Consider the following 16,179-nt stretch of genomic DNA (forward strand, 5'->3'; position numbering starts at 1 on the left):
CACCTTTTTTATCGGGCGATTGGGGCGTGGCTCTGGTGATTTTTGGCTTCGCCGTCTTCGGTATCTACGGACTTGCGGGTGCATTGCAGGGCTGTCTTGAGAGGCGCTTGAACTGGCCCATGCGTGGGTTTGCGGCCATCGCAGGGGCGGCGTGCCTATGGCCGGGTATTTTGTTTGTGAACATTGCGGGAGTGGCTGCTGTTCTTGGCTTGCTTACGCTAAGCATGCGGGTCGGTCACGCGTCACCGCCTGTAAGAACAACCTAGGACAGCGCGTGTCATACAGGGAATTGAATTGAATTTTCAGCCGCGTTGACCTAAGCCCGGTCAACGCCCTTATCGTGAGCAGACTGATCATATGATCCGATACACGTTGAAATGCGAAAACGACCATCCGTTTGAAAGCTGGTTTCAGTCGGCGGATGCCTATCAAAGCCTTGCGTCCGCAGGCATGCTCGAATGTCCGGGCTGTGGATCATCCACCGTCGAAAAGATGCTCATGGCACCGGGCGTTTCAACATCGCGAAATAAGTCCGCAGACCCTATTGAGACCCCAAACCCAGGCGCGCAACCCGTGCTTTCGGCACCCGATCCCCAAATGGCCGAGGCAATGAGCAAACTTCGCAAACATGTCGAAGAAAATTCGGACTACGTGGGCCAGAATTTTGCGAAAGAAGCGACCGCTATGCACCTCGGGGACACACCCGCGCGGTCGATCTACGGCGAGGTTGCGCCAGCAGACGCCAAGCGTTTGGCGGAAGACGGAGTCCCTGCGCTGCCCCTGCCCTTCATTCCAAAGGCAAAAACGAACTAGTCGTTCGGGCGGCCTCTTGTCGTGAGCGTGACTATCCCTTAACAGGCGCGTCGAAGACAAAGGACATTGGCACTCTCATGCCTACACTTGTGATGAAATTCGGCGGCACATCGGTCGCCACGCTTGACCGCATTCGCCGCTCTGCAAAGCGTGTCGGTCGCGAGGTCGCAAACGGCTATGATGTGATCGTGATTGTTTCGGCAATGTCGGGCAAAACGAACGAACTTGTCAGCTGGGTCGAAGAGACGTCGCCGCTGTTTGACGCACGCGAGTATGATGCCGTTGTAAGCTCGGGCGAGCAGGTCACAGCAGGGCTCATGGCCTTAACACTTCAGGAAATGGACGTTCCCGCGCGATCCTGGGCCGGCTGGCAAGTGCCGTTGAAGACCAACTCTGCGCATGCGGCCGCACGCATCGAAGAGATCCCAACCGAAAACATAAACGCGAAGTTCGCGGAAGGTATGAAAGTCGCTGTGGTCGCCGGTTTTCAGGGGATAAGCCCCGAAGGTCGGATCACAACGCTTGGGCGTGGTGGATCGGACACGACGGCGGTCGCGTTCGCGGCCTCGTTTGGGGCCGAGCGCTGTGATATCTATACGGATGTCGATGGCGTCTACACGACCGATCCACGGATCACTTCAAAGGCGCGCAAACTTGACAAGATCGCCTTTGAAGAAATGCTGGAGCTGGCGTCCCTTGGCGCAAAGGTCCTGCAAACCCGGTCTGTAGAACTCGCCATGCGATACAAAGTGCGCCTGCGCGTGCTCTCAAGCTTTGAAGACAATGACGACAACGCGGGCACGCTTGTGTGCTCGGAGGAGGACATTATGGAAAGCAATGTGGTTGCCGGAGTCGCCTTCAGCCGCGACGAAGCCAAGATGACGCTTCTCAGTGTTGCTGACCGCCCCGGCATTGCTGCGGCGATCTTTGGCCCCCTCGCCGAGGCGTCAGTGAACGTCGATATGATCGTGCAGAACATCTCGGAGGATGGCCGCACGGATATGACGTTCTCACTGCCGGTCAACCAGATCGTCCGCGCTGAAAAAGCCATGGATGAAGCCCAGGCGTCCGGTGAGATTAACTTTACACAGCTTGTTACCGATTCAGATGTTGCAAAAGTTTCGGTTGTTGGCATTGGCATGCGCAGCCATGCCGGTGTGGCCAGCCAGATGTTCAAGGCCCTACGCGACGAGGGCATCAACATCAAAGTTATCACCACCTCCGAGATCAAGATCTCGGTGCTGATTGATCGCAAGTACATGGAACTCGCGGTACAGGCACTTCACGACACTTTTGGGCTCGAAAAAGTGGCCTAACGCTAACGCTGCTCGGACTGCCATTCTGGGTGGACCCACGGGTCGCGTTCGTCGCGGGGCAAGGTCTTGCCAAGAATGTGGTCACTGGCCTTTTCGCCGACCATGATCGACGGTGCGTTAAGATTGCCATTGGTGATCTGGGGAAAGATCGAACTGTCCGCAACGCGCAAGCCCTCAACGCCAATCACCCGGCATTCTGGATCGACAACAGCGCCGGGATCACTGGCGCTGCCCATTCGGCAGGTCCCACAGGGGTGATAGGCGCTTTCGGCGTGTTCGCGGATAAAGGCATCAATGTCATCATCGCTGACGGCGGCGTCTCCGGGCAAAATCTCGTGCTTTACGAACGGCTTGAACGCGTCCTGTTGGAAAATCTCACGCGTCAGGCGGATTGCACGGCGAAATTCGATCCAATCCTGTTCGGTCGACATGTAGTTGAACAAAATTTTCGGAGCGGTTTTCGGATCAGCTGACGCAAGCGTCACAGCCCCGCGAGACGGGCTTCGCATCGGCCCCACATGCGCCTGAAACCCATGCCCCTCGGCCACAGCCTTACCGTCATAGCGCACCGCCATTGGCAGAAAGTGGAACTGAATATCAGGATACTCGATCCCAGCCCGCGAGCGGATAAACCCACAACTTTCAAAGTTATTGGAGGCCCCCAAACCGGTCTTGCTCAAAAGCCACTGCGCGCCAAGCAGCCCTTTCCAGAACAAGTTCCAATACCGATACAGCGTGATGGGCTGGCTTGACGCCATCTGAAAATAGACCTCAAGATGGTCCTGCAAATTTTGACCAACACCGGGCCGATCCGCAACAGCATCTATGCCGTGTTCAGCCAGATGTTCCGCCGGGCCGATGCCAGACAACATCAACAACTTCGGTGAGTTAATCGCCGAGGCGGCAAGAATAACCTCGCGGCCCGCCCGGATGGTCTCGACCTTCCCGCCCCGCTCAACCTCGACGCCGACAGCGCGGCCATCCTCAATCATCACACGCAGAACAAGTCCGTGGATCAGACTGCAGTTCTCGCGCTTGAGGGCCGGTCGCAAATAAGCATTCGCCGCAGACCATCGCCGCCCCTTCCAGACGGTTTGCTCAAAGGGACCAAAGCCCTCTTGCTGCTTGCCGTTATAGTCATCGGTTGTTTCATACCCCGCCTGACGCCCTGCTTCGACAAAGGCGTGGTACAGCGGGTTTTTTCGAGGCCCGCGAGACACATGAAGCGGGCCGTCGGTTCCGCGCCAAGTCGGATCACCACCGGATTGTGAATGCCAATTCTCAAGACGAAGATAGTAAGGAAGGACATCAGAATAGCTCCACCCCGTGGCCCCCATTTGAGCCCAACTGTCAAAGTCGCGCGCATGACCTCGGACGTAGACCATTCCGTTGATCGAGGATGAACCGCCAATCACCTTGCCGCGCGGGACAACCAAACTGCGATTGTCCAAATGTGGCTCCGGGACGCTGTGATATCCCCAATCGTAACGCGACATGTTCATTGGGTAGCTCAATGCGGCGGGCATCTGAATGAAGGGACCTGCGTCAGTTCCGCCGTATTCGACTACAAGTACCGAATGGCCCGCCTCCGACAAACGATAGGCCAAAGCGCAACCAGCAGACCCGGCCCCAACAATTACGTAATCGGCCTGCATTGCTCAGCCTTTAATTTCGCTGTCGACAAAATCCATGACATGACAGATCGCTGCCGCGCCATCCGGTCTGTCCCTGGCAAGACCCTGATGAAGATAGAGACCGTCAATCAATGCCGCTGTCCGCGCGGCAAGCGCGTCGGCACGCTTGCCCACCAAAGGCCGTAAGGCATGGCAAAGGTTCGACCGCAGGCGCGCTGCATAAACGCGGTGAAGCCGCCGCGCGGGCTCGGACGACAACGCCAGAACGTAAAAATTCAGCCAAGCCGCCATGGTGTCCGGATGGAAATTCGACATGGCGAAACTGCTATTCACAATGGCTTCCACGCGCGCCATCGAAGTATCAGCTCCCGCAAGCCCTGCGCGAACCTCTCGCGCGTACTCGCGCATGACGTGGCGCATCGCGGCCAACAGGATGTCATCCTTGCCGCCAAAATAATGATGCGCCAATCCAGACGAGACGCCCGCACGCCGTGCAATTTGCCCTACCGTGACGCCCAAAGACCCTGCCACACCTATCTCTGCGATAGTTGCATCTATTAAAGCTGCGCGTCTTATCGGTTCCATTCCAAGCTTGGGCATGGTTTTCTCTTTCCTGGCACTCCAAAAATGGGGTATCTGGTTTTTGATTGACTAGTCAATCAACAAAAAACAGGGGGAATGCATATGCATCTGAAATCAACTCTATCCGCTCTCGCCATTCTTGCGGCCTCGCCCGCGCTGGCCGATTGTGATTCTGTCACTTTCTCAGACGTCGGCTGGACCGACATCACCGCAACAACTGCCGCGACGACTGTCGTGCTGGAAGCACTTGGTTACGAAACGGACATCAAAATACTGTCGGTTCCGGTGACCTATACATCTCTGGCTCAAGGCGACATCGACGTCTTCCTCGGCAATTGGATGCCAACGATGGAAGCCGACATTGCGCCTTATCGCGAGGCCGGATCTGTCGACACGATCCGCGCAAATCTTGATGGCGCCAAGTATACCTTGGCCGTGAACAAGGTTGCAGCAGAGCTCGGCATTACCAGCTTCGGCGCGATTGCCGCCCAGAAAGAAGCGCTTGAAGGCGAGATCTACGGCATCGAACCCGGCAATGATGGCAACCGTCTGATCCTGGAAATGATCGACCAGAACGCCTTCGGTCTTGATGGATTTGAAGTCGTTGAAAGCTCCGAGCAAGGCATGCTGGCGCAGGTCGCGCGTGCGGACCGTCGTGGGGAACCTGTTGTCTTCCTCGGCTGGGAGCCGCATCCGATGAATGCGAACTTCGATTTGACTTATCTTGAAGGTGGCGATGACTGGTTCGGCCCAAACCTCGGCGGCGCGTCCGTGTTCACCAACACATCCGCAGGGTACTCTGATGCCTGCCCGAACGTTGGTAAGCTGTTGCAAAACCTTGAGTTCTCGCTAGCGATGGAAAACGAGATCATGGGGGCAATCCTTGACGACGGCGCGGATCCTGCAGACGCTGCAGCCACATGGCTCACAGCCAACTCAGAGGTCCTTGATGGCTGGCTTGATGGCGTCACTGCCAAAGACGGCGGCGATGGCATGGCTGCAGTCAAAGGCGTTCTCGGCCTCTAAGGGACGGGAATATCGTTTACAAAGTGCGGAATTTGATATCCGCGCTGGACCGCCGGCCGCTCTGCGAGCCGGCGGTACCATTTCAGCACCTCTGGGTAATCGTGCAAATCGGTTTCGTGCCAGGCATAGCGCGAAACCCACGGCCAGATCGCCATATCAGCAATGGTTTAGACGCCATGCCCCGATCCGGCGACATAATCGCGCGACTTTAGCCGGTCGTTCAGCACCGCGTAGATGCGTGCGCCCTCGGCGCGGAACAAGGTCTCGGCGGGCTCGCCAATCGATTTTCCATACCGCACAAACTGATGAATGCGCCCCAGCGTCGGCCCCTGCGCGGACATCTGCCACATCAGCCACTCCAACACATTGCCCCGATCGTCGGGCGCGCCAAGGAAACGGCCTTCTTTCTCTGCCAGCCAAAGCATGATGGCGCCGCTTTCCATAACGGTCTGCCCCGTCTGGCGATCGCGGATGGCCGGGATCTTGCCATTTGGCGAAAGCGCGAGGAACTCAGGACTTTTCTGCTCGCCGTCCCCAAGATTAACGCCGTGAACTTCATAGTCGATGCCGAGTTCCTCGAGCAGAATTGAGACCTTGCGTCCGTTCGGTGTTGTCCACGTGAAGAAATCTATCATCGTGTCCCTGCCTTATCTTGTCTTTTCAATTGCCGTTGTCCGCGCCAAAGTAGTCATCGGAGGGACAGTGTCCAATGGAATGGTTAACAGAAAATAAGATACCAGTCGGAAAGGCTGCGGCGGCGGTCTTTGACTGGCTGCAAGCCAACGGTGCGGTGTTCTTCGACGCGTTGTCTGACATGCTGGAAGCGATGATCGACGGGATCCTTTGGGTCCTACAAACGCCGAACCCGTTTTTCATTATCCTCATATTCATGGCAATAACTTACGTCCTTCAAAAAAGCTGGAAACCCGCGCTGCTTACCTTGTTGGGGTTCATGTTCATCCTGAACCAAGGCTATTGGGAGGAAACCACCGAAAGCCTGACGCTTGTTTTGTCAGCCTGTGTCGTCTGCATGGGCGTCGGCGTGCCAATTGGCATCGCGATGGCCCACCGGCCCCGGCTTTACGGATGGGCCCGCCCGGTGCTGGATTTGATGCAGACGCTGCCAACATTCGTCTACCTGATTCCCGCGATTGTCTTTTTTGGCATCGGCATGGTGCCGGGCCTGATCGCTACGGTCATCTTCGTGCTTCCCGCCCCAATCCGGCTGACCCATCTTGGCGTTTCGACCACACCAGCGCCCCTGCTGGAGGCGGCACAAGCCTTTGGAGCGACGCCGCGCCAAACGCTTTGGAAGGTTGAGTTGCCCTACGCTTTCCCGCAGATCATGGCCGGATTAAACCAAACAATCATGCTTTCGTTGTCGATGGTGGTGATTGCGGCCCTGGTTGGCGCGGATGGTTTGGGTGTGCCTGTGGTGCGGGCGCTCAATCAGGTGAATACGTCGCTTGGCTTTGAAAGTGGCTTCATAATCGTGGTTGTCGCGATTGTTTTGGATCGCATGTTACGGGTAGAAAAATCATGAGCGCTGCAGTTACATTTGATAATGTTTCCATCGTCTTCGGCGGCGCACCTCAAGCTGCTCTGCCGCTTATGGATCAAGGCTTGGAACGTGCTGAGATCCAGACCCGCACCTCGCAGGTCCTTGGTGTTCATGACTGCTCGCTGCAGGTCGAACCGGGTGAAATCCTTGTGCTGATGGGGCTGTCTGGCTCAGGGAAATCCACACTTCTGCGAGCAGTGAACGGTCTCAATCCAGTGTGTCGGGGACGGGTTCTGGTGGCCGACGGAACCGAGCAAGTGGACGTCACAAATGCGGATGCAAAGACGCTTCGTCACATGCGCCTTAACAAAATCGCCATGGTGTTTCAGCAGTTTGGTCTGCTTCCTTGGCGCACCGTGCGCGACAATGTGGGGCTTGGGCTTGAGTTTGGTGGTATGCCCCCGAAGGCCCGGCGAGAAAAAGTAGATCAACAGCTCGAGCTGGTGGGTCTGTCGGATTGGGCGGAGCGTAAAGTCGGTGATCTGTCCGGCGGGATGCAACAACGCGTCGGCCTTGCCCGTGCCTTCGTGACGGATGCCCCTATCCTTCTGATGGACGAGCCGTTTTCAGCGCTTGATCCGTTGATCCGCACACGCCTTCAAGACGAGTTGTTGGAGCTTCAGGAGCGGTTAAACCGCACAATCATCTTCGTAAGCCACGACCTTGATGAGGCGTTCAAACTCGGCGATCGCATTGCTATTATGGAAGGTGGTCGCATCGTGCAGTGGGGGACGCCACGCGAGATTTATTCGAACCCATCGAATGATTACGTGGCGGACTTCGTGGCACACATGAACCCTCTCGGCGTTTTGTGTGCCCGCGATGTCATGGAGCCTATAACGAACGACGCAACCGGGACGATCCCCGCCGAGGGCGAGATTGCCGACGTGATCAGATCGGTTCTCGATGGTGGTGCGCCGGTCGCGGTGGTCGACAATCAAGCCTCTATTGGTCAGGTCTCGCGAAGTTCGGTTTTGCGCCGCATCCTTGGCGAGAACGACGGGCATTAGACGTTTCGCTTTCGCAGCAGGTGTGGTGTAGTTGTTAAGTCGCGCGCAGAAGCCGCGCCTTTGTAACAAGCGGGATGAATGGCCGATCCGACCGAAAGCGAAAGCCGGAAACTGCTGGGCAGGCTGCGTGAGGCCTTGGCCGAGGACAGCGCGGGTCAGGCGCGGCTGGACCGGATTACGCATCTGATCGGCTCGTCGATGCGCACTGAAGTTTGCTCAATCTATCTGTTTCGCGACGAAGAAACCCTTGAGCTTTGTGCCACCGAGGGCCTGAACCCCGATGCCGTCCACAAGACGCGGATGCGCCTTGGCGAGGGGCTTGTCGGACGCGTGGCGCGCAAGGGCAAAGTCGTAAACACGGCCGATGCGCCGTCAACGCGTGGTTTCCGGTTCATGCCAGAAACGGGTGAGGAAGTGTACTCGTCCTTCTGCGGCGTTCCCATTCAAAGGCTTGGAGAACGCTTGGGCGTTCTGGTGGTTCAGTCGAAAGAGGCCCGTGTCTTCTTCGAGGATGAAGTCTACGCGCTGGAAGTCGTCGCCATGGTCCTGGCCGAGATGACCGAACTTGGCGCGTTTGTCGGCGAAGGCGAAGCCCTTCGCGCGCGCCACACCCTCCCTGCGATGTTCCACGGCGGCGTCGGCCAGGAGGGCGTCGCAGAGGGATACGTCTGGCTGCATGAACCGCGTGTCGTCGTTTCAAACCCGATCGCCGATGACCCGGTCGCCGAAACCAAACGCCTACGCGAAGCGGTCGATAAATTGCGTATTTCAGTCGACGACATGCTGAGTTCTGTCAGTGACGAGACAGCCGACAAAGATCAGCGCGAGGTTATGGAAGCCTATAGGATGTTTGCCAATTCGCGCAGTTGGCTGCGTCGGATGGAGGAAGACATTGCTGCCGGACTTTCAGCTGAAGCCTCTGTTGAGAAAGAACAATCTTCCGCGCGCACGCGGATGTCGCAAGTGCCGGATGCGTACCTTCGCGAACGACTGCACGACCTTGATGACCTCTCCAACAGGCTTTTGCGCACCCTGACGGGGCAAGGCAAAGACACCGGCGCCGAGCTTCCCGATGCCGCCATTCTTGTGGCCCGCAACATTGGGCCGGCCGAGCTTTTGGACTATGGTCGCGACCGCCTTAAAGGCATTGTGCTTGAGCAAGGGTCGGTTGGCAGCCATGCGGCCATTATTGCGCGCGCCTGGGCCATTCCTCTGATCATCCACGCTGAGAAAATCACCACCGAAGCGCTGAACGGCGATCTCGTCATGATCGATGGCGATCAAGGGTTTGTGCACCTGCGCCCTGACGACACCGTGGTGAATGCATTCCGCGACAAGATCGCGATGCAGGCGAAGGCTCAGGAACGGTATTCCGGGCTTAGAAACCTGCCTGCGCAAACAAAATGCGGCTCAGTCATTGGGCTGCATATGAACGCGGGCCTTATCGCCGACCTGCCGTCTCTGGACAGCTCGGGCGCCGAGGGCGTCGGGCTTTTCCGAACGGAATTGCAGTTTCTGATCCGCTCGAAAGTCCCAAGGCGCGGTGAATTGGCAGCCATTTACTCGCGGGTCTTGGACGCCGCGAATGGCAAGCGCGTGATCTTCCGAACGCTTGATATCGGATCGGACAAAGTGCTGCCCTATATGAAGCGCGAGGACGAGCCGAACCCGGCGCTTGGCTGGCGGGCCATCCGGGTCGGGCTGGACAAACCGGGCGTCATGCGGATGCAACTGCAAGCGTTGATCCGGGCGGCTAACGGGCGACCGTTGACGGTTATGTTCCCGTTTGTTGCTCAATTTGACGAGTTCAAGCAGGCGCGTGAGCATGTTTTCAACGAGCTGGCACGAGAGAAAAAGCTTGGGCATGTCCTGCCTGAAAAGGTTGAAGTCGGCGCCATGCTTGAGACGCCCAGCCTTGCGTTCGCACCAAAGCAATTCTTTGAAATGGCTGACTTCATTTCTATCGGCGGCAATGATCTGAAGCAGTTTTTCTTTGCTGCGGACCGTGAAAACGAGCGGGTTCGACGGCGATATGACACGCTCAATGTCAGCTACCTGACGTTTATCGAGCAAATCGTTGAGCGCTGCGCGGAAACCAACACACCTGTCAGCTTTTGCGGCGAAGACGCGGGCCGCCCCATTGAGGCGTTGTGCTTTGCCGCGATGGGCTTGCGGACCCTTTCGATGCGCCCGGCCTCAATCGGCCCGGTAAAGCACCTGCTGCGGCGGGTCGATCTGCGCTCGGCAAAAGCCATGATCGACGCGGCGCGCGTATCAGGTGTGCAATCGGTACGCGGCGACGTGATGGAATGGCTACGCACTGACGTCGACTAGGCCTCAGACGCGGGCGTGACGGCTCCAGAAGCGCGCCTGAAGCAAGATGCCCGCAACAGCCAGGCCAACTGACAGTCCAAGCCAGATACCGACGCCATCAAGGCCGAAAGTGAACCCCAAAAGGTAGCTTGTTGGCACACCGACCACCCAATAGCTGAAGGCCGCCATGATCATCGGAACTTTGGTATCCTGCACGCCGCGCAGCATCCCAAGAGCCATCACCTGCCCTGCGTCCACGGCCTGAAACAGCGCAGCCAGCGCCAACAAAACGGCGCCCGCCGCAAGGATTTCGAGGCGATCCGGATCGTTCGGGTCGATAAACGCGCCGATTAGAGGTTCAGGAAAAACAAGGAAAACGAACATCGTAACACAGACCGCAATCGCCGACAGGACCAGCGCGGCCTGACAGGCCAGCCGCAGCATGACCGCGTCCGAGCGCCCCCATGCCCGCCCTGCGCGCACCGTGATAGCCTGACTGAGGCCGAGGTGGATCATGAAGGTAATCGAGGCTATCTGAAGCGCGATACCGTGGGCCGCCAGAGCGATCGTGCCGACCCACCCCATCATAACAGAAGCGATAGCGAACAGCCCCACTTCGGACAAAAGCGTGATGCCAATGGGCCAGCCAAGGTGGAACACCCGCGACATCGCCTCCCAATCGGGGCGTTGGAAATTCTGGAAAAGCGTATGTTGCGGCGTCTTTACAAGCGCATAGACGACAAGGATCACAACGCTCAAGATGTGGCCGATGACAGAAGCGATGGCTGCGCCAACGACGCCAAGTTCGGGCGCACCCCAGTTCCCAAAGATCAACGCATAGTTTATCGCAATGTTCAGAACGAGCGTAGCCAAGGTGGCCAAAAGCACGATGCGCGTCAGTTCAAGCGCCGACAGATAACTGCGCATGACCATGACAATCAGCGCGGGAAGGATGCCGAAACCCGCGTAGGCCATGTAGAGGCCGCCCAATTCACTCACATCCGGCGCCTGCCCGATGGCGAGAAAAAACGCCTCGAAAAACAAAAAGAGAGGGATCACCGCAATGCCGAAGGCAATAGACAGCCAAAGCCCCATGCGTGTTACACGGCGGACTTGTCTGTCATCTTCCGTACCGGCCGCTCGGGCAACCAATGGCATGACTCCGATAGCGAATCCTGCGCCAACGAGAAAAATCGTGAAATAGATCGGGCTCGCCAAAGAAACAGCGGCAAGCGCCACGACGTCATACCAGCCAAGCATCAGCACATCGGTCGTCTGGATCGCGACCTGCGCCAACTGGCTTGCGACCAGCGGCATGCCAAGCGTCCACAAAGCGCGTGCTTGTCCCCCAAACGTGGGGTTTGGAGTGGCCATTTTGGATGTATCCGACATGCACCCCGCATACTCTTTGACCGCGCGGCGGGCAATTTCATTCTTTTCGCCGATATTCGGGTGTTTTTCGGGAATCGCGCGGGCATAGTGGCACAAACAAATAAACGGCGGGTAAATGACAGATCACATTTCCAAACCGAGTGGCCGGCACGGCGGATCGGTGCTTATCGAGGCCTTGACGCAGCAGGGCGTTGAGCGCGTTTTTTGCGTGCCGGGCGAAAGTTTTCTGGCAGCGTTGGACGGGTTGTACGACAGCGAGATTGACGTGGTCGTGAACCGGCAAGAAGGCGGCTCGGCGATGATGGCAGAGGCCGACGGAAAATTGACCGGCAGGCCGGGTGTGGCCTTTGTCACAAGGGGTCCGGGGGCCACCAACGCGGCAGCGGGGGTGCATATTGCGTTCCAAGACTCGACGCCGATGGTATTGTTTGTCGGCCAAGTCGCGAGCGATCAGCGCGACCGCGAGGCATTTCAGGAGGTCGACTATCGGGCGATGTTTGGACCCTTGGCCAAATGGGTTGCCGAGATCGATCGCACAGACCGCATCCCCGAATATGTCAGCCGTGCATTTCATACCGCGATGTCAGGGCGGCCCGGTCCGGTGGTTCTCGCTTTGCCGGAAGACGTGCTTTCGGCCCCCTGCGCGGCGGACGTTTTGCCAAAAGCAGAAGCCGTCGGACAGGGCGCGTCAACTGCCGATATCCATCGTATTATCAGAGATTTGCAGGGCTCCTCTAAACCATTTCTTATTGTCGGCGGAGGCGGTTGGGACGCGGAGGCTCGTGTGGCCTTGGGGAACTTTGCCGAGGCGATGCAGGTGCCTGTCGGGACGTCTTTTCGCTGTCAGGACTACATCGACAACCGCCATCCGAACTATGCCGGAGACGTTGGTATTGCCATAAGTCCGACCCTTGCGGCGCGTGTTCGTGCGGCGGACCAACTGGTTGTGCTGGGCGCGCGGCTTGGGGAGATGACGACAGGCGGATACACTTTGATTGATGCGCCGATGCCGACACAGAGGCTGACGCATGTGCATAGCGACTCAGATGAGTTGGGGCGGGTCTATTGGCCGGCGCATGCTATTGGAGCAAAATCTTCGACTGTTATCAAGCAATTGGCGAGCACAGCTAAGGCAATATCACAGGTTGGACGTGCTGTGGATATTGAGGCTTTACGAAACGCTTTTATTGATTGGAAGCAACCTGTTACGACACCTGGACCGGTGCAAATGGAACGCATCGTCCGCCACCTTAACGAAACGCTGGATGACGGCGCGATTATCACCAATGGGGCGGGGAATTATGCCGGTTGGGTGCATCGATATTACATGTTCCGGGGCTGGCGCACGCAGCTTGCGCCGACGTCCGGATCGATGGGATACGGGCTTCCGGCGGCCGTTGCCGCAAAGCTGAGGCATCCGGATCGCGACGTGGTTTGCTTTGCGGGCGACGGGTGCTTTCAGATGGTTTCCCAAGAGTTTGGGACCGCTTGCCAGTATCGTGCGAACGTCATTATCCTTATTCATAACAATGGGATATACGGCACAATTCGCATGCATCAGGAGAAGCATTATCCAGGCCGCGTGTCCGGCACGACCATGGTGAACCCGGACTTTGCCGCCCTTGCGCGCAGCTATGGCGCGTTTGGAGCGACGATCGAAAAAACCGAAGACTTCCCAGAGGCTTTCGCCGCAGCGCGAGCGGCTGGGACACCAGCCATTTTGGACTTAAGGGTTTCTCCAGAAGCGTTAACGACCACCGCGCGACTTTTGTCTTAAGTGGCGATTGTCCTGCGTCGGTATTGCGTCGGAGCGGGCGTTCGCGCGGTTTACCCTTCCCTCATCTGCTTAAGAGGCGACGCAGACGCTGCGCGCGCGAACTTTTGTCGAGGGTTCGGGGCGCGTTTTCTTTTGCGTCTATCCTTTTCGAGTTGTGCGCGCCGGGCACCGCGCGAATAGTGAAGAAAATTTGCAGATGCCTGAAATCGGCGTCTGGGTGTAGGAGGACGCGGGTTTGGATCAGGAATGGTGGCGTGGAGCGGTGGTCTATCAGATCTATCCACGATCGTTTCAGGATGATGACGGTGACGGGGTCGGCGACCTGAAGGGGATCACCCGACGCCTTGATCATGTGGCCACTCTCGGCGCGGATGCAATCTGGGTGAGCCCGATCTTTACGTCTCCGATGGCGGACATGGGGTATGATGTTTCAAATTATACAGACATTGATCCGCTTTTTGGGGATTTGGCGGATTTTGATGCGTTGATTGCACGGGCGCATGATCTGGGGCTGAAGGTAATTTTGGATCAGGTGCTGTCACATTCTTCGGCCAAGCACCCATTTTTTGTCGAAAGCAGGACCTCCCGCAAGAATGACAAAGCGGATTGGTATGTCTGGGCGGATCCAAAGTCGGACGGAACGGCTCCGACGAACTGGCTATCACACTTTGGCGGGCCCGCATGGACGTTCGAGCCGCGCCGTCGGCAATATTACATGCACAACTTCTTGTCCGAGCAACCGGATTTTAACCTGCACTGTCCAGAGGTTCAGGATTTCCTGCTGGAGACGATGCGCTTCTGGCTGGAACGCGGTGTGGATGGGTTCCGTCTGGATACCGTTAACTACTATTTCCATGATGCGCAGCTGCGCGATAATCCGGCGCGGCCCACCGGCGCGAACGCCTTGGGCAACGAGACCTATGAGATGCAGGAGCATCTTTATGACAAGACACAGCCTGAGAATATCGCTTTTTTGCAGCGACTTCGCGCGTTAACCGATCAGTATGAAGCGCGGGCAATGGTTGGCGAAGTGGGCGAGTCGCAGCGGTCCATGCAGGTAATGGCCGAGTACACGCAAGGGGCGGATCGTTTGCAGATGGCCTATTCGTTCGACCTTTTGGGGCCGACCTTTACGGCTGCGCATTTTCGCACAACGCAGATGGCGTTTTTTGAGGGGGCCTCGGACGGTTGGCCGATGTGGTCATTTTCGAACCACGACGTTGAGCGGCACGTGACGCGGTGGGCAAAGCATGGTGTTGATACAGATACGCTCGCGAAATTATCGATTGCGCTTTTGGCGTCATTTGAAGGGACGATCGGGATTTATCAGGGCGAGGAATTGGGTCTTGAGCAGACGGAGATGGAATATCACGAGCTGACCGACCCGCCGGGCTTACGATTTTGGCCCGAAGTAAAGGGCCGCGACGGGTGTCGCACACCGATGGTCTGGGACGCCCAGGCACCCTACGGCGGGTTTACGGACGGCGTTCCCTGGTTGCCTGTGAAGGCGCCTCAGTGGGCGCGGGCGGTGTCGGGCCAGGCCGAAGGATCTGTGTTGGCGCACTACCGAGCGGTTTTGGCGTATCGGCGGGCAAGTGCGCCCCTGCTGCGTGGGCGGACAGAGTTTGTGGATGTGGGCGAGCCGGTCTTGGCGCTACATCGGATTGATGGGGACCGTGCAGTGACCTGTGTGTTTAACTTGTCGGTCGAGCGATTGGTTTTGACTGTGACTGGGGATGTGAGCGTTGGTCTGTCGATGGCGGCCGAAGTGAACGACAGGCGCATGACTTTGGGGGGCAACGGATTTGCCTACATTGAGGGGGCGACGTCGGGATTGCCTGAGATTTCTATGACTTAGCCTCATCTAAGGCTGCCGAGGAGGACCGGCGGCCTTAGATGAGACGCGGGGTCCCTACCCCAGAACCGAAAAGCTCGATTCCTGGTTGATCTCGCGTTTGCGGGAATAAAAGCCGACGTTAATGTCCTTACCGATGTAAGGCAGGCGGAAGGTCAGCGGATTGGTGTCGTGGTCGTTTCCCGCCTCGCAATAGGCAACGAGCGCGGCCATCATTTTACCCGCGATGGGAGCGTTTTTGTATTGGTTGCCGCTGGTGCCGCAGGCCATGTAGTAGCCCGCGATAGACGTCTTGTCGTAGATTGGGATCCAGTCGGTTGAGGCATCGTAAAGGTCGACGACGCCACGCATTTTCGACGGGATGCCCAAGGTTGGGACACGCTGGCCATAGCGGAGCGCCTGAGTTGTCCATTGATCGGTGAAGTTGCGATCGTAGTCCGTATCGTTTTCGGTCCAATAATGGGGATCACATTCAGGGTCTTCAGAGCCAATGAGGATGTGGTTGCCGCGCTCGGGTCGACAATAGAGCGCGATATCACTGTCCGAAACGATGGTACCGTTTTCCTCAAAGTCGAAGCCCTCGGGGGATGGGACATGGACGACTTCCTGCCGCAAGGGCCGGGTTTGGATGGTCATTTCCCCCGTGACGCCGGCCATTTCGTTGATGATGGCCGAGCCGGGCCCCGCCACGTTGATCACTATGGGCGCGTGGATTTCTTCGCCGTCGGCAAGGCGTACGCCTTTAACCCGGCCATTTTCCTGCATGATTTCAACAACCTCAACGCCCATCCGGAACTCTGCACCATGCAGTTTGGCGGCAGATGCAAGGTTTTGCGACGAGAGCGCCGGGTCGGTCACGTACCCTGCGTGGGGCCAGTAGACGCCGCCGCGCAGGGTGGC

General features: G+C 57.6%; 13 protein-coding genes and 1 pseudogene. 9 read left to right on the plus strand and 5 right to left on the minus strand.

The window, feature by feature from the left end:
• From AC221Y_RS09930 to AC221Y_RS09940, 3 genes and pseudogenes are all read left to right on the plus strand, one after another.
• A pseudogene (locus AC221Y_RS09930) lies at positions 1–266 on the plus strand (hypothetical protein); the annotation flags it as partial.
• Between the two features lie 91 nt (positions 267–357).
• Positions 358–813 carry a DUF1178 family protein gene (locus AC221Y_RS09935; protein ID WP_486707257.1) on the plus strand — a complete coding sequence of 152 codons (456 nt, stop codon included), beginning with the start codon at positions 358–360 and terminating at the stop codon, positions 811–813.
• Between the two features lie 77 nt (positions 814–890).
• Positions 891–2,129, plus strand: coding sequence for an aspartate kinase (locus AC221Y_RS09940; protein WP_486707258.1), 1,239 nt, complete (start codon positions 891–893; stop codon positions 2,127–2,129).
• Between the two features lie 2 nt (positions 2,130–2,131).
• Here AC221Y_RS09940 and betA read toward each other — a convergent pair whose 3' ends face one another.
• Both betA and betI read right to left on the minus strand, forming a co-directional pair.
• Positions 2,132–3,784 carry a choline dehydrogenase gene (gene betA / locus AC221Y_RS09945; RefSeq protein ID WP_299758068.1) on the minus strand — a complete coding sequence of 551 codons (1,653 nt, stop codon included), beginning with the start codon at positions 3,782–3,784 and terminating at the stop codon, positions 2,132–2,134.
• A 3-nt stretch (positions 3,785–3,787) separates the two neighbouring features.
• Complete coding sequence (gene betI, locus AC221Y_RS09950; RefSeq protein ID WP_486707259.1) at positions 3,788–4,363, minus strand: choline-binding transcriptional repressor BetI; 576 nt, start codon at positions 4,361–4,363, stop codon at positions 3,788–3,790.
• A gap of 84 nt (positions 4,364–4,447) precedes the next feature.
• On the opposite strand from betI, the gene choX reads away from it, so the two are divergent.
• Positions 4,448–5,371 carry a choline ABC transporter substrate-binding protein gene (gene choX, locus AC221Y_RS09955; protein ID WP_486707260.1) on the plus strand — a complete coding sequence of 308 codons (924 nt, stop codon included), beginning with the start codon at positions 4,448–4,450 and terminating at the stop codon, positions 5,369–5,371.
• A 167-nt stretch (positions 5,372–5,538) separates the two neighbouring features.
• Here choX and AC221Y_RS09960 read toward each other — a convergent pair whose 3' ends face one another.
• Entirely contained in the window at positions 5,539–6,006 is a 468-nt protein-coding gene (locus AC221Y_RS09960; protein ID WP_486707261.1) for a glutathione S-transferase family protein, read from the minus strand.
• 74 nt (positions 6,007–6,080) lie between these two features.
• On the opposite strand from AC221Y_RS09960, the gene choW reads away from it, so the two are divergent.
• The 3 genes from choW to ptsP all read left to right on the plus strand — a co-directional run bounded on the left by choW (position 6,081) and on the right by ptsP (position 10,276).
• The gene (gene choW / locus AC221Y_RS09965) at positions 6,081–6,914 is read left to right on the plus strand and encodes a choline ABC transporter permease subunit (protein ID WP_299758077.1); all 834 of its coding nucleotides are present in this window, start codon (positions 6,081–6,083) and stop codon (positions 6,912–6,914) included.
• Positions 6,911–7,942, plus strand: coding sequence for a choline ABC transporter ATP-binding protein (gene choV, locus AC221Y_RS09970; protein ID WP_486707262.1), 1,032 nt, complete (start codon positions 6,911–6,913; stop codon positions 7,940–7,942). Before choW ends, choV begins: the two co-directional genes overlap by 4 nt.
• Positions 7,943–8,020: 78 nt before the next feature.
• Positions 8,021–10,276, plus strand: coding sequence for a phosphoenolpyruvate--protein phosphotransferase (gene ptsP, locus AC221Y_RS09975; RefSeq protein WP_299758081.1), 2,256 nt, complete (start codon positions 8,021–8,023; stop codon positions 10,274–10,276).
• A 3-nt stretch (positions 10,277–10,279) separates the two neighbouring features.
• On the opposite strand, the gene AC221Y_RS09980 is transcribed toward ptsP, so the two are convergent.
• The gene (locus AC221Y_RS09980) at positions 10,280–11,647 is read right to left on the minus strand and encodes an MATE family efflux transporter (protein WP_486707263.1); all 1,368 of its coding nucleotides are present in this window, start codon (positions 11,645–11,647) and stop codon (positions 10,280–10,282) included.
• Positions 11,648–11,762: 115 nt separating this feature from the next.
• On the opposite strand from AC221Y_RS09980, the gene AC221Y_RS09985 reads away from it, so the two are divergent.
• Positions 11,763–13,424 (plus strand): thiamine pyrophosphate-binding protein, encoded by a 1,662-nt coding sequence (locus tag AC221Y_RS09985; protein WP_486707264.1) that lies wholly within the window; start codon positions 11,763–11,765, stop codon positions 13,422–13,424.
• A gap of 235 nt (positions 13,425–13,659) precedes the next feature.
• The gene (locus AC221Y_RS09990) at positions 13,660–15,282 is read left to right on the plus strand and encodes an alpha-amylase family glycosyl hydrolase (RefSeq protein WP_486707265.1); all 1,623 of its coding nucleotides are present in this window, start codon (positions 13,660–13,662) and stop codon (positions 15,280–15,282) included.
• A 54-nt stretch (positions 15,283–15,336) separates the two neighbouring features.
• On the opposite strand, the gene AC221Y_RS09995 is transcribed toward AC221Y_RS09990, so the two are convergent.
• On the minus strand, positions 15,337–16,179 hold an 843-nt coding region (locus tag AC221Y_RS09995; RefSeq protein ID WP_486707266.1), incomplete at its 5' end, for an NAD(P)/FAD-dependent oxidoreductase.

The sequence above is a fragment of the Boseongicola sp. genome (assembly GCF_057460485.1).

Bases quoted from the DNA above. Each gene is read 5' to 3' on its own strand.
- AC221Y_RS09935 (WP_486707257.1), top strand. From the start codon at position 358: ATGATCCGATACACGTTGAAATGCGAAAACGACCATCCGTTTGAAAGC.
- AC221Y_RS09940 (WP_486707258.1), top strand. From the start codon at position 891: ATGCCTACACTTGTGATGAAATTCGGCGGCACATCGGTCGCCACGCTT.
- betA (WP_299758068.1), bottom strand. From the start codon at position 3,784: ATGCAGGCCGATTACGTAATTGTTGGGGCCGGGTCTGCTGGTTGCGCT.
- betI (WP_486707259.1), bottom strand. From the start codon at position 4,363: ATGCCCAAGCTTGGAATGGAACCGATAAGACGCGCAGCTTTAATAGAT.
- choX (WP_486707260.1), top strand. From the start codon at position 4,448: ATGCATCTGAAATCAACTCTATCCGCTCTCGCCATTCTTGCGGCCTCG.
- AC221Y_RS09960 (WP_486707261.1), bottom strand. From the start codon at position 6,006: ATGATAGATTTCTTCACGTGGACAACACCGAACGGACGCAAGGTCTCA.
- choW (WP_299758077.1), top strand. From the start codon at position 6,081: ATGGAATGGTTAACAGAAAATAAGATACCAGTCGGAAAGGCTGCGGCG.
- choV (WP_486707262.1), top strand. From the start codon at position 6,911: ATGAGCGCTGCAGTTACATTTGATAATGTTTCCATCGTCTTCGGCGGC.
- ptsP (WP_299758081.1), top strand. From the start codon at position 8,021: ATGGCCGATCCGACCGAAAGCGAAAGCCGGAAACTGCTGGGCAGGCTG.
- AC221Y_RS09980 (WP_486707263.1), bottom strand. From the start codon at position 11,647: ATGTCGGATACATCCAAAATGGCCACTCCAAACCCCACGTTTGGGGGA.
- AC221Y_RS09985 (WP_486707264.1), top strand. From the start codon at position 11,763: ATGACAGATCACATTTCCAAACCGAGTGGCCGGCACGGCGGATCGGTG.